Annotated in this window: 22 protein-coding genes; 9 read left to right on the forward strand and 13 right to left on the reverse strand. The window is 65.5% G+C overall.

Going from position 1 to position 20,344, the window contains the following annotated elements; translation table 11 throughout:
- Position 1: 1 nt before the first annotated feature.
- The 4 genes from N6C22_RS08595 to N6C22_RS08610 form a co-directional block, all read right to left on the reverse strand.
- Complete coding sequence (locus tag N6C22_RS08595; RefSeq protein ID WP_261650688.1) at positions 2-892, reverse strand: alpha/beta fold hydrolase; 891 nt, start codon at positions 890-892, stop codon at positions 2-4.
- 60 nt (positions 893-952) lie between these two features.
- Positions 953-2,575, reverse strand: coding sequence for a TrkH family potassium uptake protein (locus tag N6C22_RS08600; protein ID WP_261650689.1), 1,623 nt, complete (start codon positions 2,573-2,575; stop codon positions 953-955).
- On the reverse strand, positions 2,572-3,909 hold the full coding sequence (trkA, locus tag N6C22_RS08605) for a Trk system potassium transporter TrkA (protein WP_261650690.1): 1,338 nt from the start codon (positions 3,907-3,909) through the stop codon (positions 2,572-2,574). Before trkA ends, N6C22_RS08600 begins: the two co-directional genes overlap by 4 nt.
- A 63-nt stretch (positions 3,910-3,972) precedes the next feature.
- Positions 3,973-4,497, reverse strand: a complete 525-nt coding sequence (locus N6C22_RS08610; RefSeq protein WP_261650691.1) for an SRPBCC family protein — start codon at positions 4,495-4,497, stop codon at positions 3,973-3,975.
- A 152-nt stretch (positions 4,498-4,649) separates the two neighbouring features.
- On the opposite strand from N6C22_RS08610, the gene N6C22_RS08615 reads away from it, so the two are divergent.
- The 5 genes from N6C22_RS08615 (at position 4,650) to N6C22_RS08635 (ending at position 9,896) form a co-directional block, all read left to right on the forward strand.
- Positions 4,650-5,894, forward strand: a complete 1,245-nt coding sequence (locus N6C22_RS08615; RefSeq protein WP_261650692.1) for an NEW3 domain-containing protein — start codon at positions 4,650-4,652, stop codon at positions 5,892-5,894.
- Positions 5,895-5,933: 39 nt separating this feature from the next.
- Positions 5,934-6,668 carry an NAD(P)/FAD-dependent oxidoreductase gene (locus N6C22_RS08620; protein WP_261650693.1) on the forward strand — a complete coding sequence of 245 codons (735 nt, stop codon included), beginning with the start codon at positions 5,934-5,936 and terminating at the stop codon, positions 6,666-6,668.
- A 343-nt stretch (positions 6,669-7,011) separates the two neighbouring features.
- Positions 7,012-8,007: a PQQ-binding-like beta-propeller repeat protein gene (locus N6C22_RS08625; RefSeq protein ID WP_261650694.1), complete on the forward strand. Its 996-nt coding sequence runs from the start codon at positions 7,012-7,014 to the stop codon at positions 8,005-8,007.
- A 163-nt stretch (positions 8,008-8,170) separates the two neighbouring features.
- Positions 8,171-9,364, forward strand: a complete 1,194-nt coding sequence (gene coaBC, locus N6C22_RS08630) for a bifunctional phosphopantothenoylcysteine decarboxylase/phosphopantothenate--cysteine ligase CoaBC (protein ID WP_261652548.1) — start codon at positions 8,171-8,173, stop codon at positions 9,362-9,364.
- Positions 9,365-9,440: 76 nt separating this feature from the next.
- Positions 9,441-9,896: a hypothetical protein gene (locus tag N6C22_RS08635; protein ID WP_261650695.1), complete on the forward strand. Its 456-nt coding sequence runs from the start codon at positions 9,441-9,443 to the stop codon at positions 9,894-9,896.
- A 66-nt stretch (positions 9,897-9,962) separates the two neighbouring features.
- On the opposite strand, the gene N6C22_RS08640 is transcribed toward N6C22_RS08635, so the two are convergent.
- Complete coding sequence (locus N6C22_RS08640; RefSeq protein ID WP_261650696.1) at positions 9,963-10,361, reverse strand: hypothetical protein; 399 nt, start codon at positions 10,359-10,361, stop codon at positions 9,963-9,965.
- A 232-nt stretch (positions 10,362-10,593) separates the two neighbouring features.
- Here N6C22_RS08640 and N6C22_RS08645 point away from each other — a divergent pair, with 232 nt between their 5' ends.
- The gene (locus tag N6C22_RS08645) at positions 10,594-10,764 is read left to right on the forward strand and encodes a hypothetical protein (protein ID WP_261650697.1); all 171 of its coding nucleotides are present in this window, start codon (positions 10,594-10,596) and stop codon (positions 10,762-10,764) included.
- Positions 10,765-10,785: 21 nt separating this feature from the next.
- On the opposite strand, the gene mnhG is transcribed toward N6C22_RS08645, so the two are convergent.
- The 7 genes from mnhG to mbhE are packed head-to-tail and all read right to left on the reverse strand — an operon-like array spanning position 10,786 to position 17,218.
- Complete coding sequence (mnhG, locus tag N6C22_RS08650; protein ID WP_261650698.1) at positions 10,786-11,175, reverse strand: monovalent cation/H(+) antiporter subunit G; 390 nt, start codon at positions 11,173-11,175, stop codon at positions 10,786-10,788.
- A 2-nt stretch (positions 11,176-11,177) separates the two neighbouring features.
- Positions 11,178-11,471 (reverse strand): monovalent cation/H+ antiporter complex subunit F, encoded by a 294-nt coding sequence (locus tag N6C22_RS08655; RefSeq protein WP_261650699.1) that lies wholly within the window; start codon positions 11,469-11,471, stop codon positions 11,178-11,180.
- Positions 11,464-12,120 carry a Na+/H+ antiporter subunit E gene (locus tag N6C22_RS08660; RefSeq protein WP_261650700.1) on the reverse strand — a complete coding sequence of 219 codons (657 nt, stop codon included), beginning with the start codon at positions 12,118-12,120 and terminating at the stop codon, positions 11,464-11,466. Before N6C22_RS08660 ends, N6C22_RS08655 begins: the two co-directional genes overlap by 8 nt.
- Positions 12,120-13,778, reverse strand: coding sequence for a complex I subunit 5 family protein (locus N6C22_RS08665; RefSeq protein ID WP_261650701.1), 1,659 nt, complete (start codon positions 13,776-13,778; stop codon positions 12,120-12,122). Before N6C22_RS08665 ends, N6C22_RS08660 begins: the two co-directional genes overlap by 1 nt.
- Complete coding sequence (locus tag N6C22_RS08670) at positions 13,771-14,127, reverse strand: sodium:proton antiporter (RefSeq protein ID WP_261650702.1); 357 nt, start codon at positions 14,125-14,127, stop codon at positions 13,771-13,773. The genes N6C22_RS08665 and N6C22_RS08670 overlap by 8 nt, the downstream gene beginning before the upstream one ends.
- Positions 14,124-14,633: an MnhB domain-containing protein gene (locus N6C22_RS08675; protein WP_261650703.1), complete on the reverse strand. Its 510-nt coding sequence runs from the start codon at positions 14,631-14,633 to the stop codon at positions 14,124-14,126. The genes N6C22_RS08670 and N6C22_RS08675 overlap by 4 nt, the downstream gene beginning before the upstream one ends.
- Positions 14,630-17,218, reverse strand: coding sequence for a hydrogen gas-evolving membrane-bound hydrogenase subunit E (gene mbhE, locus N6C22_RS08680; protein ID WP_261650704.1), 2,589 nt, complete (start codon positions 17,216-17,218; stop codon positions 14,630-14,632). The genes N6C22_RS08675 and mbhE overlap by 4 nt, the downstream gene beginning before the upstream one ends.
- A gap of 166 nt (positions 17,219-17,384) precedes the next feature.
- Between mbhE and N6C22_RS08685 the strand changes: the two genes are divergently transcribed.
- The 3 genes from N6C22_RS08685 to hpt all read left to right on the forward strand — a co-directional run bounded on the left by N6C22_RS08685 (position 17,385) and on the right by hpt (position 19,112).
- The gene (locus N6C22_RS08685) at positions 17,385-17,951 is read left to right on the forward strand and encodes a hypothetical protein (RefSeq protein WP_261650705.1); all 567 of its coding nucleotides are present in this window, start codon (positions 17,385-17,387) and stop codon (positions 17,949-17,951) included.
- Between the two features lie 81 nt (positions 17,952-18,032).
- Complete coding sequence (locus N6C22_RS08690; protein WP_261650706.1) at positions 18,033-18,491, forward strand: type IV pilin N-terminal domain-containing protein; 459 nt, start codon at positions 18,033-18,035, stop codon at positions 18,489-18,491.
- A gap of 51 nt (positions 18,492-18,542) precedes the next feature.
- Positions 18,543-19,112 carry a hypoxanthine/guanine phosphoribosyltransferase gene (hpt, locus tag N6C22_RS08695; protein WP_261650707.1) on the forward strand — a complete coding sequence of 190 codons (570 nt, stop codon included), beginning with the start codon at positions 18,543-18,545 and terminating at the stop codon, positions 19,110-19,112.
- A gap of 29 nt (positions 19,113-19,141) precedes the next feature.
- Here hpt and N6C22_RS08700 read toward each other — a convergent pair whose 3' ends face one another.
- Complete coding sequence (locus N6C22_RS08700; protein ID WP_261650708.1) at positions 19,142-20,161, reverse strand: ABC transporter permease; 1,020 nt, start codon at positions 20,159-20,161, stop codon at positions 19,142-19,144.
- Positions 20,162-20,344 lie beyond the last annotated feature (183 nt).

The following is a 20,344-nucleotide window of genomic DNA, read 5'->3' on the forward strand; positions in this document are numbered from 1 at the left end:
CTCAGTCCGCCAGCCACGAACACACCGTTTCTCGCGTCTCGACCAGTACCGACAGGTGGTCCTCGTCGGGCACTCGCTCGACCGTCGCTTCTGGAACCACGTCCGACAGCCAGCCTGCCGCCTCGACCGGAACGTTGTCATCGGCGGTACCGTACCAGCCGCGGACCGGCACGTCGATGTCGTCGAAGGCGACACCCCACGGACGATTCACGGCTCGGCTGTCGCCGACCGCACCCGACGGGCCGTGTTCGAACGCGTTCTGGAAGTCGGCCGCGAGCACCGCCTCGACTGTCCGCTGGCCGTCGACAGGAACGTCCCCAATTGGCCTGTCGGTGAGGAACGAGAGCATCTCCGCGTCGTCCTGTCGCTCCGCCAGCCACGCCTGCATCCGGAACAGGGCGCCGAGAATCCACGGCGCGTGCCGGCCGAGTGGCACCATGAGCTTCAGGAACCATGGGCCGCCGGAAACGACGGCGCGTGGGGCCATCCCCGCGACCACGGCGACACGGGTCACCCGGTCGCAGCTGGCCGCGACGGCGAGCGCGTGCGGACCGCCTGCGGAGTAGCCGACGACGCTGAACTCGTCGAATCCGAGGTGGTCCGCGAGTTCTCTCACGTCGGCCGCCCAGTCGCTGACCGTGCGGTCGCGCTTCGGACTCGATTCGCCGTAGCCCGGGCGCGCTGGCGCGACGATTCGAACGCCTGCGTCCATGGCGGCGTCAGCGTAGAACCGGCCGAACAGGCGCGACCCCGGGAGGCCGTGGAACGCGATGACCGGCGTCCCGTCGGGGTCGCCGTACTCCGCGAACGCGAGCGAACGACCGTCCGCAAGGGTCACTTTCCGGGCGGAATCGGAAGGGCTGGAGGAACCAGGAGCGGCAGTGTCCTGCATACGCGAGGGTCATTCCGGACAACTGATAAAACTGTGTGGGTCGTGCGAGCAGGGGACCGCCTAGGACCGCCAGTACGCTCGCGTCAGCAACACGAGCACCGGGAATATCTCCAGGCGACCGATCCACATCAGCGCAACCATGAACAGCTTCGCCTCAGGCGTGAACGAGAGGTAGCTGCCCATCGGGCCGACCATCTGTAGCCCCGGGCCGATGTTCCCGAGCGTCGCGGCTACCGCGGTCATCGCCTCGATGACCGAGAGGGTCTCTGGGCCGCGTATCGAGGCGTCGGCGACCAGCACCAGCGTCGAGAGGAAGAACAACGCGAGGTACAGTAGCGTGAACGCGTAGATGCCGCGAAGGGCGCGCTCGTCCAGCGAACGGCCGCGGAGGCGGACCGGGCGGACCGCGTTCGGGTGCACCGTCGAGAACAGCTCGCGGCGGATGGACTTGAGGATGATGAGCCACCGGATTATCTTGATGGCACCACCGGTCGAGCCGGCCGAGCCGCCGATGAACATCGCGATGACGAGGACGTACTGCGCCGGCCCGCCCCAGGCGTTGAAGTCCATCGTCGCGTACCCGGTGGTCGTGACGATGGAGACGATCTGGAACGTCGCATGGCGCAGGGCGGCCTCGATGTCACCCGTGACGGGGAACGTGTAGCCGAGGAAGGTCTGGTTCACGCCCTCGTACAGGCCCGTCTCGGCGGCAGTCGTCAGTCCGGGGTCCAGGAAGAGGAACGCCCCGAGGACGGCCGAGAGGACGGCGATGACGCCAGCGTAGAACCGGAACTCGGCGTCTTCGAGCATCGGCTTGATATCCCCGGTCGAGAGGTGCCAGAACAGCGCGAAGTTCGTCCCGGCGGCCATCATGAACGGGATGATCACCCACTGGACGATTTCGGCGAACGCCTCGATGGAGCGCGCCTCGGGTGAGAACCCGCCGGTCGCCATCGTGGTGAAGCCGTGGGCGATGGCGTTGTAGACGGTCATGTTCGGGGCCATGCCGAGCAGGTGCAGCCCGTAGAGGAGCGCCATCTCCAGCAGCGTGATGCCGGCGTAGATGACCCACAGGGCGCGGGCCGTCTCGGCGATGCGCGGCGTCAGTTTCTCGATGCCGGGGCCGGGTGCCTCGGCGTCCATCAGCTGTGCACCACCGACCGAGAGCTCGGGGAGGATGGCGACCGCGAGGACGACGATACCCATGCCCCCGAGCCACTGGGACTGCTGTCGCCACATCATCAGCCCCCGCGAGTGCGTGTCGAAGGAGATGTCGCCCATGACGGTCGCCCCGGTCGTCGTGAACCCGCTCATGGTCTCGAAGAACGCGTTCGAGGGGTGGTGCAGGGTGGAATCGATGAGGTAGAAGAACTGTCCGTCCTGGTAGGTCAGCCCCTCCAGCATGTAGGGGATGGACCCGACCAGCGACACCGCGAACCACGTCATCGCGACCATCAGGAACCCCTCGCGGGCCCCGAGGTCGGGGTCGGGGTCGAGCCGCTCCATGGCCGACCCGGCGACCACGGCGACGGTGGCGGTGACGAAGAAGGGCAGGATATACGGGACGAACTGGTCGCCGTACAGGAATCCCGTGACGATTGGGACGATGAGTGCGACGGCGAGGTACTTCACGACCCGTCCGACCAGGCTCGTACTCGCACGCCAGTCGACCTTCAGTCTCATAGTTTCGGGGCCACGTCGTCGAGGACGGTCGCGTCGAGGAAGACCACGATGTGGTCACCGGGTTCGACGACGGTGTTCCCACGTGGCGTGATGAGCTTGTCGCCGCGGGTGATGGCCCCGATGACGACGCCGCGGGGCAACTCACCCGCAACGTCGCGGATGGAGCGACCCGACAGCAGGCTCTCGCCGTCGATCTCTATCTCGAGGACCTCCGCCCGGTCGGATTCGATGATAGCGACGTTCTCGGTGTGTTCCTCGCGGGTGAACCGCGTTATCTCCTCGGCAGTCACCTCGCGGGGGTTCACGGCCACGTCGACTCCGACCGCCTCGAACAGCTCGACGTAGTTGCCGTTCTCGACGATGGCGACGGTCCGTCGCGCACCGAGGCGCTTCGTGAGCAGGGAGACGAGGAGGTTCTTCTCGTCGGACTCCAGCGCCGAGACGACGAGGTCGGCGTCGTGGATGTTCTCCTCGGCGAGGAAGTCCATGTTCGTCGCGTCGTTCTCGAGGACGATGGTGCCGGGCAGTTCGTCCGCGAGGACGCGGGCGCGCTCGGGGTCGTGCTCGATGAGCCGGGGCGTCACGCCGCGGGCCTCGAACAGCCGGGCGACCTGGTAGCCGATCTCGCCGCCGCCGATGATGAACACCTCGTCGGCGGAGTCGAGCGTGCTCGCGGGGGTGAGCGAGGTCGCGAACTTGCGGACGCTTTCGGGACTCCCGATGACGATGACCTGGTCCCCGGGTTCGATGACCGTCTCACCGCGTGGGATGGTCACGTCGCCGTTGCGGATGATGGCCGCGAACGTCAGCGACTCGAACCGGTCGGCGTTCTGGACGGTCTGGTTGGCGACCGTCGAACCCTCCTCTATCTCGAACTGCGCCATGCGGACGCGCCCGCTCGCGAAGGAGTCGACGTCCTGCGCGCCGGGGAGGCCCGCGATGCGGACGACGGACTGGGCGGTCAGCAGGTCGGTACAGACCATGAAGTCGACGCCGAAGGCACCCTTCGACCCCTGCCAGGTGTTGAGGAAGTCGGTCTTCTTCACCCGGGCGATGGTGAACGGGTCACCGCAGGTCTTGGCGGTCGAACACGCGACGATGTTCGCCTCGTCGCGGTCCGTACTGGCGATGAGCATGTCGGTCTCCTCGATGCCCGCCTCCTCGAGGGTCGAGAGGGAGGTCCCGTCGCCTTCGATGGGCAACACGTCGAGTTCGTAGGTGAGCGATTCGACGCGGTCGCCGTCCGTGTCGATGACGACGACTTCGTGACTTTCGGACAGGCTCGCGGCGATGTTCGAACCCACCTCTCCGGCTCCGATGACGATTACACGCATAGAGACTGGTCTCGTTGGATAGACGGCGGTTGACAGGGGGAGAACAAGAGGATTGTTATTCGGTTACTCCGCCGCGGTCGATATCTCGAGGTCGACGGCGCGGCGCTGCCCTTCGAGGTCGGCGACGATGCGCTCGACGATGCGCCGGGCCTCCTTCTTAATCTTGGGCTTGACCTTCTCGATGACCCACGCCAGGGAGACGAACCGCGGGATGTCGATGTTCCCGGCGTGCGCCGAGTCGGGGTCGTAGGTGACGAGGAAGGTGACCTCCGAGGCGGGCGTGTCCTCGTCGGGTGCCTTCTCGGGGACGGACTCGACCGACCACTGTCCGGTCGCGTCGATGTCCTTGATGATCTTCCAGTCGATCACGTTCGGCGGCTCCACCGCGGTCACCTCCGACCGCGCCGTGTAGGTGAGCTTCCACCACGCGAAGTGGAGGTCGTACCGCGTGCCGGGCTCCCCGTCGCCGTCCTGGGTGACCTCTTTGAGGTACTTCGAGTAGCGGGCATACCGGGGGAAATCGAGGAGGAACTCGTAGACTTCCTCGGGCGGCAGGTAGACGACCGTCGTGACCTCGACTCGTTCCACAGCCGTGTTACTCTCACTCACCACGTAAGCCTTTCCGTCATCGCAGTCCTCCGGCCAGTGCCCTTTATTTCTCAAGCAACAAGTCTCATTCCATCTGTTTGTCTGTGAAAAGATTAATTATATTTCGGTCTGAAAATGTTTGGAAGGAGACTATGGGAACCAACCGAAGGGGGACGAGGCTGCTGTTGGGGTGTCTCGTCTGTGCGCTCTTGCTGACACCGGTCGCAGGAGCCACGGACGGGGGAGGACGAACGACCGAGAACACGCGTGCAGTGAGCTACTCGATAGCCGTCACGGCCGGCAACGCGAGTCCGGGCGAGACGGTGACCGTCGAGTTGACCGTCGCGAACGAGGGGAGTACCGTGGCAGAGTCGGTCCGCGCCGAGGCCCACCTCAGGCGACCCGGCGCGAGCGAGCCGGTCGGCTGGTCCGTCGTGAACCACACCGACGGCGGCAGCCAGTTCGGCGACCGCGGTCTCGTCTGGCAGTGGGAGTCGCTCGACCCCGGCCAGAACGCCACCACGTCCGTGACGCTTCGGGTGCCGGCCAACGCCAGTGCTGGGGAGGTGACGGTCTCGGGACGGGTCAGCGACCGAAGCCGGAACCAGGCGATAGCGGAGACGACACTCTTGGTGGGAGAATCCGACGATTCCGACGAGACCGACGACGGCGATAGCTCGGACGATTCCGACGATTCCGACGACGGCGACAGCTCGGACGATGGCGGCGACGGCTCCGATGGAACAGACGGTGACAACGCAGACGACGATAACGCGGACGACGATTCCGGCGGGCTCCAGCCCGGTGACGGCGAGGATGGCTCCAGCGACGACTCCGGGTCGGAGGGTGAGGATGACTCGGAGGACGACGACACGGCGGATTCCGGAGACGACGACGCCACCGATGGAGGACTCGGCGAAGGCGACGGTGGCGACACCACGACCGACGCGGGGGGAGACGGCAGCGAGGGGAAGTCCGAGAGCGATTCGAACACCACGAAAGAGGAGGGAACGTCCGCGCCGGAGGACTCCTCGACCGAGACGCAATCGACGGACGACTCCGCCGGTGACGGATCGACCGGCGACGACGCCGAAACCCAGGCGACAGCCGATGGAACCGAGAGCAAGCAGGCGAGCGCTGGCGGCACGGACACGGAATCGGCAGACGAGAAGGCAGGCAGTACCGGCCGGGATTCGGCGGACGGGGGGAGTTCGAACCAGGGCGCAAGCGATGGGAGCACCGTCATCGACAACCCGGAGGACTCGGTCGAGTTCCTCTCCGTCCTCGACCCGTTCGCGACACCCGTCGAACACCCCGAGACGCAGGACTTCAACGGCGTGTTCGGTCTGGTGTCTTTCATCTGCATGGGGACGCTCGTGGCCCGCCGAATCCAGTGAAGAGCACGACTTTTGTAGGAGTGTGGCCGACGTTCGGCTATGGACTGTGACGTCTGTATCGTCGGCGGTGGCGTCGCCGGCCTCAGTGTCGGTATCTTCACCGCCCGTGCCGGACTCGACACGCTCGTCGTCAACGACGGCGAACCGATCCTCTACCGCAACGCGCACCTGGAGAACTTCCCCGGCTTCCCCGAAGGCGTGGATGCGCGCCGGTTCCACCAGCAGACCCGGGCCCAGGCGGGCAACGCCGGCTGCGAGTTCCTCACCGGCCGAGTCACCGACGTGGCTGGCGAGTTCGACTCTGGGTTCACCGTGACGGTGGACGACGACGCCGAACTCACCTCGGGGCGAATCGTCGCCGCCTCGTGGGCTGATTCCTCCTACCTCGACGGCCTCGGTGTCGAGGCCGAACAGCGCGGGAGCAAGACGTTCCTGGAGGTCGACCACGCGGGCCGGACGAACGTCGAGGGTATCTACGCTGCCGGCCGCCTCGCGGACCAGTACCACCAGGCGATCGTCTGCGCCGGCCACGGCGCGACCGTCGGTCTCACCATCGTCCACGAGTCCGACGTGAACTTCTACCACGACTGGGTGACGCCGCGGGGCTACTTCACTGGCCGCGACCGTGACGTGCCGCCGGGCTGTGAGGAGATAGACGACGAGGAACGCCTCGCACGGGATGCGGCTGCCCGTGATGCGAACCGGGCCTACGCCGAGCCCCTGGACGACGAGCCGCGGATGCACCCGAGCGTCGACCAAGAGGATCTGGACTGAGCAGCATCTGGGCCGGAATTACTCAAAAATATTCAGTTCGGAAATCGGGTGACTACGAGGTTTTGCTCGCCTGGTGTTTGTGCGATTGACAATAAAGGCCTTATTGTAATAACCAACAACTATCACCACAATGACTTCTGTGTCCCGCCGCGGCCTACTGGCCCTCCTCGGCGCAAGCAATCTCTCGGGGTGTCTCTCTACCACCTCGTTCCTCTCGTCCAACTCGGCTCCAGATTCGCTCCCGTTCGAACAGTGTCAGGACTCCACGGTCTGGCCAACATTCCAGGGGTCACCCCAGCGCACAGGGCAGACCGGGATATCCGTCGGAGAGGAACTACGCCTCGTGTCTCACGACGGCACTCTGGAATCACTCTACGGTACCGGAGCGGCGGTAGCCACAGACGAACACGTCTTCTGGCACCAGTTTCAAGACAGGACGATCTATCGGACCCACAGATCGACGGGCCATACAGACGCTCTCTCGCTGAATCATGCGGCGAGAGTCGGCCCGGTACTCGGCTGTGGACGACTCGGTGTGCACACCAATGCTGGCCTGATATGGGTCGATATCGATTCGTGGGAGGTCGTCGGGAAGACCCCGACGGCATCACCGCACACCGGGACCCTCATGGATGAGCTGCTCGTCTACATTCCCGGTATCGACGGCGGTCTGCAATCCTACTCGGTCGATTCCGGTGACCAACGATGGGCAGTCGAGAGCAACCGGGTGATTACAGGAATTAGCAGTTCGAAGGAGGCGGTCTATCTCGTCGATGCGAATTCGGAAGGGGGCGAGGTCGTCGCAATCGAGAAATCGAGTGGAAACGTTCGGTGGCGCACCGACGTCGTTGGCGAGACGTACACCACTCCTGTCCTCGGCACACACGTCTTCGTTCGAGACAACAGCGGCGTTCTCCACGCCCTTAGAAAAGACACCGGAGAGCGAGTATGGCGCACGCAGTCGAAGACGACCGACCCCTACACGGTCCCCGCGTACAGGGATGAGACGGTCTACGTCCCTGACGAGAAGACTGGGACCGTCACCGCTCTGCACGCGACAACGGGGGAGCAGGTGTGGCGGACGCAGATTCCAACTGGTGACGAACGGAAGGAACGAGCGACAACGCTCTCCGCACCCCTCTGTACTCCGGATTCGGTGCTCGTCGGTGCGTCGCCAGGAGGGCTGGTCGTCCTCTCGGCGGAGACGGGCGACAAGCGGTGGCAAGATACGACGGACGCGTTCGATTCGAACCTCGTCGCAACCGGAGATTCGATATACGGCCTGACGACCGACGGTATTGTCGAGGCGACGCCGTTCCCAGAATCCCAGGACGACTGAACTTGACGCGTAGCGAGCGAGTTGCATCGGTTTCTGGCTTGTCCGCCCGTCGACGGGACCATGGCAGGGGGTGGCGACGGGGCACAACAATGGTTTTCACCTCGGTTCGCGACACGCGACCGACACACCCGTAACCCATGCGCCCGAACCGGGTGTCATGAGCATGCTCGACGGTGTGAACGTCGCCCTCGGCGTGACGGGCTCCATCGCGGCCGTGAAGACGGTCGAGCTGGCCCACGAGTTGCGTCGACGGGGGGCCGAGGTCAGGGGAGTGATGACGAACAGTGCGCAGGGAATCATCCACCCCTGGTCGGTCGAGTTCGCGACCGACAACGAGGTGGTCACCGAGATCACGGGCAAGGTCGAACACGTCGCGTTGTGTGGCCGGGACGAGTGGGCAGACGTACTCCTCGTAGCACCTGCCACCGCCAACACGGTCGGGAAGATCGCCCACGCCGTGGACGACACGCCCGTGACGACCTGCGCGACGACCGCCATCGGGGCCGGCGTTCCGGTCGTCATTGCCCCCGCGATGCACGAACCGATGTACGACCATCCTGGGGTTCTGGAGGCTATCGAGAAACTGGAGTCGTGGGGCGTCGACTTCGTGGCCCCCCGCATCGAGGAGGAGAAGGCGAAGATAGCCACCGAGGACGCCATCGCCCTCGCGGTCGCCCGCGCGTCGGGTGAGTCGCCCCTCGCTGGCACGGAGGTCGTCGTCACCAGCGGTGCGACCGCCGAATCCGTGGACCCGGTCCGCCTGCTGACGAACCGGTCTTCGGGGAAGATGGGCCGCGCGGTGGCACGAGCCGCCTACGTCCTCGGGGGTGACGTGACGCTGGTCCACGCGACGGTCGGGCCGCACCCGCTGACGAGTAGTTCAGCAATCGACGACGTACCCTACGCCGACCTCGTCTCGGTCGAGAGCGCAGGCGAGATGCTGGATGCGACGCTCGACGCCTGCGAGACCGCTGACGCGCTGGTTTCTGTTGCAGCTATCAGCGACTACACCGTCGAGCAGAGCGACGAGAAGATTCGCTCCGGGCAGGAGGAACTCACCCTGTCGCTCACGCCGACACCGAAGCTCATCGACACGGTCCGCAAGGAGTATTCGGATATGCGCATCGTCGGCTTCAAGACCGAAACGAGTGGGGAGGACGAGAAGATGGTCGAGGCCGCCCGGCAGACGCTGGACCGGGCTGGACTGGCGTTCGTGGTGGCCAACGACGCCAGCGTCATGGGCAGCGACGAGACGCGGGCGTTGCTGGTGCACCAACAAGCCTATTCTGAATATCGGGGGGCGAAAGAGGACCTGGGGCTGGAGGTCGCGAAGGCGCTGGCGGCGACGTTGTCCTGACGGGCGGAGTCCGTCGGGTGAAACTCTCGTTGCAGCTTCGACAGTACTTTTGACAGTTCCGGAAGCAGTTCTCGATATGAATCGCCGGGCGGTCCTCGCAGGTGTCTGCTCACTCGCGACGGTCGGAGCGGGATGTCTCTCGATTCCCGCCGACCGCGACCCCGAGTTCACCGTCGAGAACCCACCGGCGTGGCTCCAGACGGCCGACGCCTGTCCCCCCGAGGAGCGTATCGCGATGCTCGACGTCGTGGGGCCGAACGGGTCGGCCGGCGAGTCGACTGCGGTGGTGAACTACGGCGAGTTGCGCGAGGAGTCACAACTCGTCTTCAGGTTCGGTGTCCAGCACGGGGGCGCAGTCACCTGTCACGGTTCGGGCGCGAACGCGTTCTCGACGCTACTGGGCGACGTGATGGAGAATGCGCTTGGCCCGTATCGGGAAGAACACCTCTACGGAGCGGACGCTGTCGCTATCCGGGGACCCGAAGGCTTCTACGGTATCGAGTTGCAGGTGTACGACCAGGTGCTCCCGTGAGGGGGTGGCGCGAATCAGCCTGCGGGTGACGACACACCAGCAATCGGCAGCAGCGACCCTCCGACCTCAACACCCCTCGATACCGAACTCGTACTCGTCGATACCGTGGTGTGCGAACGGCCCGAACCGAAGTTCTGTCTTCCCGGACTCGGCGGGGACATCTCGTGAGAACTCCGCTCGCCCATCGGTCGATTCGACGTATCCAGTTACCGTGACGACCGAGTCGGTGTCGTTCCGGACGGCCACGACGACGTAGTCGTCCGTCGCTGCCGGCGCGGGTGTGGTTGTGTCCGTCCCGCCTGTTCCGGACGTCGCAGTGTCGGGCTCCGCTGGGACGACCGTTGCGTCGACGACCTCGGCCTCGGCGCAGTTCGGTCCCGAGTCACCGCCGATGCCACCCTGTAGGCAGCCGGCGAGTCCGACGGTGCTGGCGAGGCCAGCTGCGAGAAAACTGCGTCGGTCCATGGACTCACGTCAGAAACAGAGTATAAAGTGTCTTGTGTGCAGTCGGCGGCACGAACGGTCGCGACGAAAATAGTGTAGGAAATTCGACACAGCCAGAACAGTTAGTTGGACGTGAATCGAGAGGAACTGGTATGAGCGAGCGAGGCGCGTTCGGGAGTTGGTACGACCATGGTCGGCCCGGCCATGGCGAAGTTCCCACCTGTGATGGTGACCGTGTACGGGGAGGCCCAGCATGAGTGGGGTCGACACGACGAAGCTGGCGCTTCGTGGGGTCGGCGCAGTCCTGGTAGTTTCCGGAATCCGTATCCTGACCGAGTTCACGGTCGGGTACACGCCCTCGGACTGGCTCACCACGGTGCTGTTCTTCGGCGTTCTCGCCGGGTACTACTCCGTCGAAGGATGAGTGCGGGAAACGCGCGGGCGGTCAGTCGTCGGCCGTCCCGGGCGACTCGCCGTCTCCGGCGCGGTCGGTGTCGATACCGGCTCCTTCGATGGGCCACGCGACCTCCTCCATGAAGTCGATGCCCATCTTGCGGGCCGACCGCGAGATCATGTGCGCGCCGGTCGGGGCGGTGAGGAACAGGAACAGGATGCCGACCAGCGATTCGAGGCCGACGCCCTGGCCCCCGAAGTAGACGAACCCGGCGAGGAACATCGAGGCCGCGCCGAGGGTGGTCGACTTGCTGGTGGCGTGCATCCGGTTGTACACGTTGGGCAGGCGGATGAGGCCGATGGTCCCCACGAGCAGGAAGAAGCTGCCCACGAGGACGAGCGCTGCGACGACGCCGTACTGGATGGTTTCTGCGAGCGCCATGGTTATTCGATGATGTCCCCCTCGGTCACGTAGCGAGCGACCGCGATGGTGCTGATGAAGCCGATGATGGCGAGCACGAGGCTCACGTCGATGAACAGGCCGCGGTTCTGGACCATCGCCCACACCACGGCAATGGCGACGACGTTCGTCCCGATGGTGTCGAGTGCGACCACGCGGTCGGGCGTCGACGGCCCCCGGATGACCCGGTAGGCACACAGCAGCGTCACGCCGCTGGCGACGATGAGCCCGAACTGCAGGACGAGTCCGAGCCATTCGGGGGCTGCGGCCTCAGTCATCCTGCTCACCTCCGGAGCGCTGTTTCGAGGCGACGGGTGACTCCCCACCCGGCGTCTCCGGGTCGGGCACCGGCGAGCCGGGACTGCGGCGTTCGTCGAAGATGACGAGCGCGTAGTCCTCCCAGCGCCGGATGGGTTTGACTATCGATTCGTGGTCCCGCGCCGCGATGGCGTGGACGTACAGCGCGTTTCTTTCTTCGTCGTAGTCCATGGTGAGCGTCCCTGGGGTGAGGGTGATGGAGTTCGCGATGGTGGTGACGGCCACGTCGGTCTCGACGCGCAGCGGCACCTCGATGACGTCCGGGTGGATGGGCATGCTCGGCGAGAGCACGCGCCTGGCCACGTCGTAGTTCGCCGTGATGAGTTCCCAGACGAACAGCCCGACGTAGGCGGCCGCGGCCGGGACGACGCGGACCGTCCGGCTCACGCCGTACGTCCGGGCGAAGAACCGGCGGAACAGGAAGGCGATGGGCAACCCGACGACGAGGCCGAGGATGAACTCGCCCGCCGCGAGCCACGGTTCGTCGATGAAGTGGACACCGCGGACGAACAGCCAGAGGATGGCCAGCACGAGGCCGATGGTCGGCCACTTGCGCGTCTTTCCAGGTTCCGTGCCGGTGTCGAGCTGGGTCGTTTCGTTCTCGGACATCAGTGACCACCTCCGTTTCCGCTGGTGAGACCGTCGGTGAGGTGGACGGCCTCGATGTACGCGTCGGTGTTCGTCGCCGCCTGTGCCGCGTCGATGGCCGCCGCGACGACCGGGTCGAACGCCGCGCCGACCAGCACGACCGAGAGCGCGAGCGCGAGCACGATAGCTACCTGACCGGTCGGGCGCTGTGCCACGTCGACGGCCTCCGAGGGAACCCCCCAGAAGCCGCGGTTCCACGCCCGGGTGAAGTACGCGATGGTGAGTATCGCACCGGCGAGCGCGAGTGCGACTCCGGCTCCGGAGCCGGCGTTGACCGCCGCGTCGAACACGAGGAACTTCCCGAAGAAGCCGAGGAACGGCGGAATCCCGACCAGCCCGAGCCCGGCGAGGAAGAACGCGGCCGAGAGGAACGGAAGCCGGTTCGCCAGCCCGCCGAGCCTGTCGAACTCGATGGTCCCGATGGCGGTGTTGATGGCCCCGCTGACGAGGAACAGCGCACCTTTCGCCAGTGCGTGGTTCAGCGAGTACACCAGCGCGGCCGCGATACCGAGGACCGCGAGGTTCCCGAACGGTTCGGGAGCCGACAGCGGCTGGTCCGCGGAGCCGCCGGCGATGGCCGTCGCGGCGAACGCGAGCGCGAGCACGATGAACCCGACCTGGCCGATACTGGAGTACGCGAGCAGGTCGTCGACGTTGTCGCGGTTGACCGCGCCGATGCCGCCGATGAGGATGCTCGCGCCGGCCATCACGAACAGGACGGGCCCGAAGAACGCCAGCACCGAGTCGCCCGCGAGCCCGGGGAGCCCGAGGTCGAGTGCGCCCGTGTCAGCGTTCGCGAAGATGGTGAAGTACAGTCGGATGATGGCGTAGACGCCGACCTTCTTCACGACGCCTGCGAGGACGGCCGCGACGGGGGCGGGGGCGGCGCGGTACGCCGCGGGCACCCACCACTGGAACGGCACGATGCCGGCCTTCAGCGCGAAGACGACGAACAGGACCGCCGAGAGGCCGAGGACCGGCGCGATGCTGACGATGCCGAACTCGGCCGGGTTCGCCAGTCTGCGGGCCAGGTCGGCCATGTTCAGCGTCCCGGTCGTCGCGTAGAGGCCACCGATAGCGACCAGCATCAGCGCGCTCCCCACAAGGTTGAGTGTGACGTACTGGAGCGCGGCCTTGGTGTGTTGCGGACCGGAGTAGAACACGACGAGCACGTAGCTCGACATGAGCATCACCTCGAACCAGACGAACAGGTTGAAGATGTCGCCGGTGAGGAACGACCCGCTCACGCCCACCAGCATGAAGTGGAACAGCGGGTGGTAGGAGACGCGTTCGGCGGACTCGTCGAGGTACAGGATGGAGAACGCGAGCGCCGCCAGCGAGACGACGGCCGCGAGCGCGAGCATGAACACCGCGAGGTCGTCCGCGACCAGCGAGATGCCGAACGGGGCGTCCCAGTTCGACAGCTGATAGGTGAGGATCGCGTCCGAATCAGCCTGGACCTGCTGGAACAGGTACGCGACCGCGGCGACGTAGCCCACGCCACCGAGCAGGCTGATGGCCTGCTGGGGGCGCTTCGTCCGGTGTGCGACCAGCGCGAGGATGGCGGTCACGAGCGGGACGAGTATCGGTGCGATGACGGCGAGTGGGTATTCAGACATCGTCGGTTTCACCTCCCTGACCGAGTTGCACGAGGTCGATCGTCCCGTTCTCCTGGTAGACGCGGTAGGTCAGGACGAGCGCGAACGCGGTCGTCCCGAACCCGATGACGATGGCGGTCAGCACGAGCGCCTGGACCAGCGGGTCCGTGACGCCCGCGGCCCCTTCGCCGTGGTGACCGAGGACCGGGACGGCCCCATCCATCACGCCCATCGTGACGAGGTACATATTCGCAGCCTGTGAGATGATGCTCACGCCCCAGACGACGCGAACGATGTCGCGACGCATGATGAGGAAGGTCCCGAGCGCGAACAGGAGCCCGAGCACCGTGGCGAGGACGAACTCCGTCATTCGCCACCCACCACCGAGAGGATCGTGAGGAGGCCACCGACGACCACGAGGTACACCCCGAGGTCGAACGCGAAGGCGGTCGCCCAGTGTATCTCGAACAGCGTGCCGAAGACGAACTCGCCGACGACGCCGAGGCCCTCGCCGTGGTACGTGTCGTCGACCTGGTTGAGGAAGGCGTCGCCGAACGCGATGGCCCCGATGCCGCTGAGAACGGCGATGAGCAGGCCGATGGCGAACGTGCTCCGGAAGTCGGCCACGATGGCCGGTCGGTCGATGCCGAGCGAGGGCCGCACGTCACGGTCGAACAGGGTGTCCTGCAGGTACTCCAGCCCGAAGATGACGTAGATGAGGGCGAACGCGGCGGCGGTGAGCACGCCCGCGATGAAGCCCCCACCGGGGAGGTTGTGTCCCTGCAACAGCAGGGCGATGGCCGTCACCAGGATGATGGGCACGACGATGCGTGCCACCGTCCGGGCGATGACCGTCGTGTCGTCGCTGTAGCTCATTCGGTCTCACCCCGTTCGCGCAGGGCAACCAGAGTCACGACCGACAGTGCGGCCATCGCGACGACAGCTATCTCTCCCATCGTATCGAATGCGCGGAAGTCGACCAAGATGACGTTGACGATGTTCGTCCCACCCGCCTCGGGGTAGGATGCCGCAGCCAGCGTGGTCGCGATGGTGTCGGGCTGGTTCGCCGTCGTCAACAGGACGGTGACGAACACCGTCGCACCGACGACGAGCGAGAGCGCCCCGTCACGCAGCACGCGCACCCGGTTCCACTTGCCGTAGAACGCGGGGAGCTTGTCGAGGACGAGCAGGAAGATGACCAGCACGAGCGTCTCGACGACCAGTTGCGTCAGCGCGAGGTCGGGCGCGTTGGCGAGGATGAAGAATATCGCCACCATGAACCCGAGGATGGAGAGCGTGAGCACCCCGGCGATGTGCGAGGGTGCGCGGCTCACCGCGAGCGCGGCCACGACGGCCAGCGAGAGCACGAGCACGATGGGCACCGAGGTCGTCAGGCTCACGTCCTGGGTCAGCACCGCCCAGCCGATGAGGGCGCTCACACCAGCGACGAGCACGCCCGCGACACCGGTCGCGGTCCGCAGCGAGACGTTGCTGAACAGCATCGCTGTGACCACGAGGACCGTCCCGACCAGGACGATGGGAAGCACCGACCCGAGCGTCGACGGCAGATTGGGCGAGACCCCCGCGGCAACGTAGCCGAGGATGGTGAGGGTCGCGAACGCCGCGACGGTCCAGGTCGCGTACGTGCGAAGGAGACCGTTCTGGACGAGGTCCCGAAGGCGGTCACTGTTGGGGTTGAGCGCCTCGGTGGCGTTGTCGTACCACCAGTTCGCACGGACCGGGCCCTTCAGGAGCGACCGGATACCGTGGTGCAGCCGGTCGTACTGCGGGTAGGCGACGAGGCCGAGCGCGATGGTCGCCGCGCTCATGCCGGCCCACGGACTCGCCTTCGTCGGCAGGTAGTAGTGGAACGTCTCGGACTCGGCACCCAGCGGTTCGACCGCGTGGATGACCTCGCCGACGAACGAGTTGATGAAGCCACCGAGCGGGCCGAGGTAGACCTCGAACGTCGACGTGACGCCGACGATTCCGACGAGGCCCGCCAGCGTCGCGAGGACGGCCGGCGGCGCGAGCATCGCCAGCGGCGGCGAGTGGACGTGCCCCAGCTCGTCGGGCTTCTCCCCGAAGAACAGCATCAGGAAGCGGATGGAGTAGAGGAACGTGAAGACGCTCCCGAAGACGGCGACCACCGGGATGAGCCAGAAGATGCCGCCCGAGGCGGCCCCGGTCTCCCACGCGCCGTGGAAGAGGAACTCCTTGGAGTAGAACCCGTTGAACGGCGGGATGCCGGCCATCCCGAGCGCGGCGACGGCCGCGATGACCGCGGTGAACGGCAGGTCCTCACGGAGGCCACCTAACTCGGCTATCTTCCGCGTCCCTGCCTCGTGCGCGATGATACCTGCGACGAGGAACAGGGTCGCCTTGAACAGCGCGTGGTTCAGGATGTGGAACGCACCCGTCTCCGCGCCGAGGTGGCCCGCGAAGCCGAAGCCGGCGACGATGAGGCCCAGATGGGAGGCGGTCGAGTACGCGAGCAGCTCCTTGATGTCGGTCGCCGAGACCGCGAGGATGGCCGTGACGGTCATCGTCAACAGGCCCAGCGTCGCGAACACGAGTGTCCACAGTTCGAGACTACCCGGGTGTGCGCCCTCGGGCATGAACAGCGGGCGCATCCGGCCGACGAGGTAGACGCCGGCCTTGACCATCGTCGCGGAGTGCAGGAAGGCCGAAACCGGCGTCGGGGCCTCCATGGCGTTCGGCAGCCAGATGTGCAGGGGAACCTGCGCGGACTTGGCCGCCGCACCGATGCCGATGAGTGCGAGGACGAGCCAGAAGACGCCCTGCTCCTCCATCGCGGCGCGCATCGCCTCGGCGTTCTCCGCGCTACCCAGCATGGCGTTCTCGCCGCCGAACAGCGCCCACGTCGCCTGGCCGAGCGCGTCGACACTGACCGTGTGCAGGATGACGAAGCCGACCAGCATGAACAGGCCACCCGCGACCGTGATGAGCATGGATTTGCGGGCGGCGTACTGCGAGGATTCCTGGTCGGTGTAGTGCCCGATGAGCAGGAACGAGGTCAGGCTCGTCAGCTCCCAGAACAGGAAGAGGGTGATGAGGTCGGCCGCGAGCGCGACGCCCAGCATCGACCCCATGAACGCCAGCAGCGTGGCGTAATACTTCGGCTGCCCGGGTTCGCCGTGCATGTACCCACCCGAGTAGGTGAGGATTGCGACGCCAACCCCGGTGGCGAGCGTGGCGATGAGCAGCGAGAGTCCATCGACGTAGAACCGCAGGGATACGTCGAGTGTCGGTATCCACTCCACCCCCGCACTGCCGTGCGTGCCGTAGAGCTGGGAGACCAGCCCGAGACACACGAGCGCGACGGCCGCAGCGAAGTACGCCGTCCGTTCGCCGAGGACGCGAAAGACGAACGGGACGGCGGCCGCGCCGAGGAACGGCAGGCCCACGAGGGCGAGGAGGACCGCAAGGTCCGGTGTCATAGCTACTCGAAACGTACGACGAACCCGACTTATGTCTTCTTAAAGCGGTCGCTCACGTTCATCGCAGTACGAAACGTTATGTACGACCCCGATGCACGATAGGATACGATGCACCGCGGCTGTGATTACAGACGGGCGAGCGTGACATCGGTGTGTCGAGGTGGCCATGAGTAGTCAGACGACCGTCATCGACGGCCGACTCTCGAAGGGCGAGATATTCGACGTTCTTCGCAACCAACGACGCCGGTTCGTCCTCCAGTACCTCAAACGGCGGGGCGAACCGGTCGAACTCGGCGACCTCGCGACCCAGGTCGCCGCCTGGGAGTACCGCACTCCCTGCGAGAAGGTCACCTCGGAACAGCGCAAGCGCGTCTACACGACCCTCCAGCAGACCCACCTCCCCCGGATGGCGGAGGCGAACATCATCGAGTACGACTCCGACTCGGGGCTCATCCAACCCACCACGCGCACGAAGGACCTCTCTATCTACCTCGAGATCGTCCCCGGCAGCGAACTCCCCTGGCGCGAGTACTACCTCTCGCTCGGGGCGGTCAGCTGTGCGCTCTGTGCCGCGGTCTGGGGCAACGTCTACCCGTTCACCGTGCTGCCCGACGTGGCATGGGCGATGCTCATCTCCGTCTCGTTCACCGTCTCCGCCGCGATACACATCTACTACGAGCAGAACATGCGGTTGGGCGACCTCGAGGTCCCGCCCGAACTCGACCTCGAGTGACCAGCTCATTCGATTCCGCGCGGGATATCGCGGCACGCTTGGCCGTTCCGTTTATACCACCGTACCACCGATTAGCACCAGATGCAACTTCGGGCCCTCGTAACCGACGACGACGCGCTCTCGCCGGTCATCGGTGTCGTGCTGATGGTGGCGGTGACGGTCGTGCTGTCTGCCGCCGTCGGGGCGTTCGTCCTCGATATCGGCTCGCAGGTGACACAGAAATCACCGAACGTCGTCGTGGGGTACGATTTCGCTGTGGACGGGGCCTCGGACGAGTACGTCAACCTGACCCACACCGGCGGTGACGACGTGAAATCGGGGAACGTCGAGGTGTTCATCAACGGGACGATCGCGTGGAACGACGGTGCGCAGGGCTCGTGGACGGTCGGGGCCGACGACTGGGCGGGCGGAGAGATCACGGGCGGCAACCAGCTCGTCCTGCAGGGTGGGACTGCAGACGTTTCGACCGGCGATTCGGTCCAGGTCATCTGGCGCAAGGGCGACAGCTCGTCCATCCTGAGCAGCAAGACCGTCTCGTAGGGACGACGCAATAATCGTCAGCTTTTATTGCTGGTTCCCCCGACCTACGACATGGACCAACTCAAGGAATCCCTCCTCGACGCGCCGATCATCGAGAAGAACGGATACCACTACTTCGTCCACCCCATCAGCGACGGCGTCCCGCAGCTCGACCCCGGACTCCTCCGCGAGATCGTCATCCGCATCATCCGGAAGGCCGAACTCGAAGAGGTCGACAAGATCGTCACACCGGCCGCGATGGGGATCCACATATCCACGGCCGTCTCCCTGATGACCGACATCCCGCTGACGGTCATCCGGAAGCGCGAGTACGGCCTCGAGGGCGAGGTGTCGCTCGCCCAGCAGACCGGCTACTCCGAGAACGAGATGTTCATCAACGACGTCCACGAGGGCGACCGCGTGCTCGTTCTCGACGACGTGCTCTCGACCGGTGGCACCCTCGCCGCGGTCCTCGGCGCGCTCGACGAGATCGGCGCGGACGTCGTCGACTGCGTCGCGGTCATCAAGAAGGTCGGCGGCGAGAACAAGATCGAGGAGTCACCGTACGACGTGAAGACGCTCATCAACGTCGACGTCGTCGACGGCGAGGTCGTCATCGTCGACGAAGACGGCGACGACTGAGTCGGCCGGCCGTCCCTGTTCTACCCGTTTCAGTCCGCGTCGCTCCCGACCCGTGGGTCGAGCACGGTGTAGGCGATGTCCTGGACGAAGTTGCCGACGATACCCACGAACGCGACCACCATCGTCACGCCGAGGATGAGTGGCATGTCCCGCGCGCTCACCGCCTGAAGCATGAGGGCGGCGAGGCCGTCGATGTTGAACACGGACTCGATGACGAACACGCTGAGGACGAGGACGCTCAGCATGTCGGTGAAGAAGAGCGAGACCAGCGGAATCGCGGCGTTGCGGATGACGTGGCGGGCGACCCGGATGGGACCGGCACCCTTCGCGCGGGCGATCTTCACGAACTCGGTGTCGATGTATTCGAGCGACTCCGCGCGTGCGTAGCGCAACTGTCCTGCGAACAGGGCCGTGGTCAGGGTGGCGATGGGCAGCAGGTAGTACTGCTGCGTGGTCGTGAGTTCGGGTCCGGGCAGGACGCCCCAGTGGAGCGTGAACCCGAGGTGGAACAGTTGGCTGGAGTCGATGGGATAGGGAAACCCGATGATGTTGTGCTGGTTGACGATGGCGTCCACGAGGATGTACGCCAGCCAGAAGTTCGGGACGCCGAGCCCGAGATAGGCGACGGTCGTGACCAGCCTGTCGCTGAAGGTGTGTTGGCGGAACGCGGCGAACAGCCCGAAGCTGATACCGAACACCGCGGCGAGGACGATAGAGGGGACGAGGTACGCGAGTGTCATCCCCGCCCGGTCGCCGATGACGTCGAGGACCGGTTGTCCGGTGCTGTAGGAGATTCCCCAGTCCCCGGTCGAGATACCGACGATCCACTTCGCCCAGCGCTGGACGAGCGGGTCGTTCAGGTTGCGGGCCTCGCGGTAGGCCGCGACGGCCTTGTCGACGTCCTGGCCGGTGTTGCTCGCCTGGTACGCCACCGAGCCGACGTTCGGGTCGTTGGTCAGCGCGATGACGCCGAAGGCGATACTGATGACGAGATACGTCGAGAAGAGTGCGAAGGCACCCCGCCGGAGGAGCTTTCGTCCCATACTCATCGGCGGTCACCTCCCATGGGTGCTGTACCGTCGGTGGAGAGCATCGTTCGACTCAGCGGTCACCCACTAACGTAATAAAAACCAGTGACAGAGACGGTGTTTTCACCAGAGATCGGTCGCTTTCGGGTGGTTCCAATGTTAAATACCAGTTTGACATTTTAGTACCTTTTTACGGTTCGGGCA

Source organism: Haloarchaeobius sp. HME9146 (assembly GCF_025399835.1).
GTDB lineage: Archaea > Halobacteriota > Halobacteria > Halobacteriales > Natrialbaceae > Haloarchaeobius.

Excerpts from the sequence above, each read along its gene's own strand:
- N6C22_RS08615 (WP_261650692.1), top strand. The coding sequence starts at position 4,650 with ATGGGAACCAACCGAAGGGGGACGAGGCTGCTGTTGGGGTGTCTCGTC.
- N6C22_RS08645 (WP_261650697.1), top strand. The coding sequence starts at position 10,594 with ATGAGTGGGGTCGACACGACGAAGCTGGCGCTTCGTGGGGTCGGCGCA.
- N6C22_RS08640 (WP_261650696.1), bottom strand. The coding sequence starts at position 10,361 with ATGGACCGACGCAGTTTTCTCGCAGCTGGCCTCGCCAGCACCGTCGGA.
- N6C22_RS08595 (WP_261650688.1), bottom strand. The coding sequence starts at position 892 with ATGCAGGACACTGCCGCTCCTGGTTCCTCCAGCCCTTCCGATTCCGCC.
- N6C22_RS08685 (WP_261650705.1), top strand. The coding sequence starts at position 17,385 with ATGAGTAGTCAGACGACCGTCATCGACGGCCGACTCTCGAAGGGCGAG.
- N6C22_RS08670 (WP_261650702.1), bottom strand. The coding sequence starts at position 14,127 with ATGACGGAGTTCGTCCTCGCCACGGTGCTCGGGCTCCTGTTCGCGCTC.
- N6C22_RS08620 (WP_261650693.1), top strand. The coding sequence starts at position 5,934 with ATGGACTGTGACGTCTGTATCGTCGGCGGTGGCGTCGCCGGCCTCAGT.
- N6C22_RS08660 (WP_261650700.1), bottom strand. The coding sequence starts at position 12,120 with ATGTCCGAGAACGAAACGACCCAGCTCGACACCGGCACGGAACCTGGA.
- mbhE (WP_261650704.1), bottom strand. The coding sequence starts at position 17,218 with ATGACACCGGACCTTGCGGTCCTCCTCGCCCTCGTGGGCCTGCCGTTC.
- hpt (WP_261650707.1), top strand. The coding sequence starts at position 18,543 with ATGGACCAACTCAAGGAATCCCTCCTCGACGCGCCGATCATCGAGAAG.
- N6C22_RS08665 (WP_261650701.1), bottom strand. The coding sequence starts at position 13,778 with ATGTCTGAATACCCACTCGCCGTCATCGCACCGATACTCGTCCCGCTC.
- N6C22_RS08655 (WP_261650699.1), bottom strand. The coding sequence starts at position 11,471 with ATGACTGAGGCCGCAGCCCCCGAATGGCTCGGACTCGTCCTGCAGTTC.
- N6C22_RS08700 (WP_261650708.1), bottom strand. The coding sequence starts at position 20,161 with ATGAGTATGGGACGAAAGCTCCTCCGGCGGGGTGCCTTCGCACTCTTC.
- trkA (WP_261650690.1), bottom strand. The coding sequence starts at position 3,909 with ATGCGTGTAATCGTCATCGGAGCCGGAGAGGTGGGTTCGAACATCGCC.
- mnhG (WP_261650698.1), bottom strand. The coding sequence starts at position 11,175 with ATGGCGCTCGCAGAAACCATCCAGTACGGCGTCGTCGCAGCGCTCGTC.
- N6C22_RS08690 (WP_261650706.1), top strand. The coding sequence starts at position 18,033 with ATGCAACTTCGGGCCCTCGTAACCGACGACGACGCGCTCTCGCCGGTC.
- N6C22_RS08635 (WP_261650695.1), top strand. The coding sequence starts at position 9,441 with ATGAATCGCCGGGCGGTCCTCGCAGGTGTCTGCTCACTCGCGACGGTC.
- N6C22_RS08600 (WP_261650689.1), bottom strand. The coding sequence starts at position 2,575 with ATGAGACTGAAGGTCGACTGGCGTGCGAGTACGAGCCTGGTCGGACGG.
- coaBC (WP_261652548.1), top strand. The coding sequence starts at position 8,171 with ATGCTCGACGGTGTGAACGTCGCCCTCGGCGTGACGGGCTCCATCGCG.
- N6C22_RS08675 (WP_261650703.1), bottom strand. The coding sequence starts at position 14,633 with ATGAGCTACAGCGACGACACGACGGTCATCGCCCGGACGGTGGCACGC.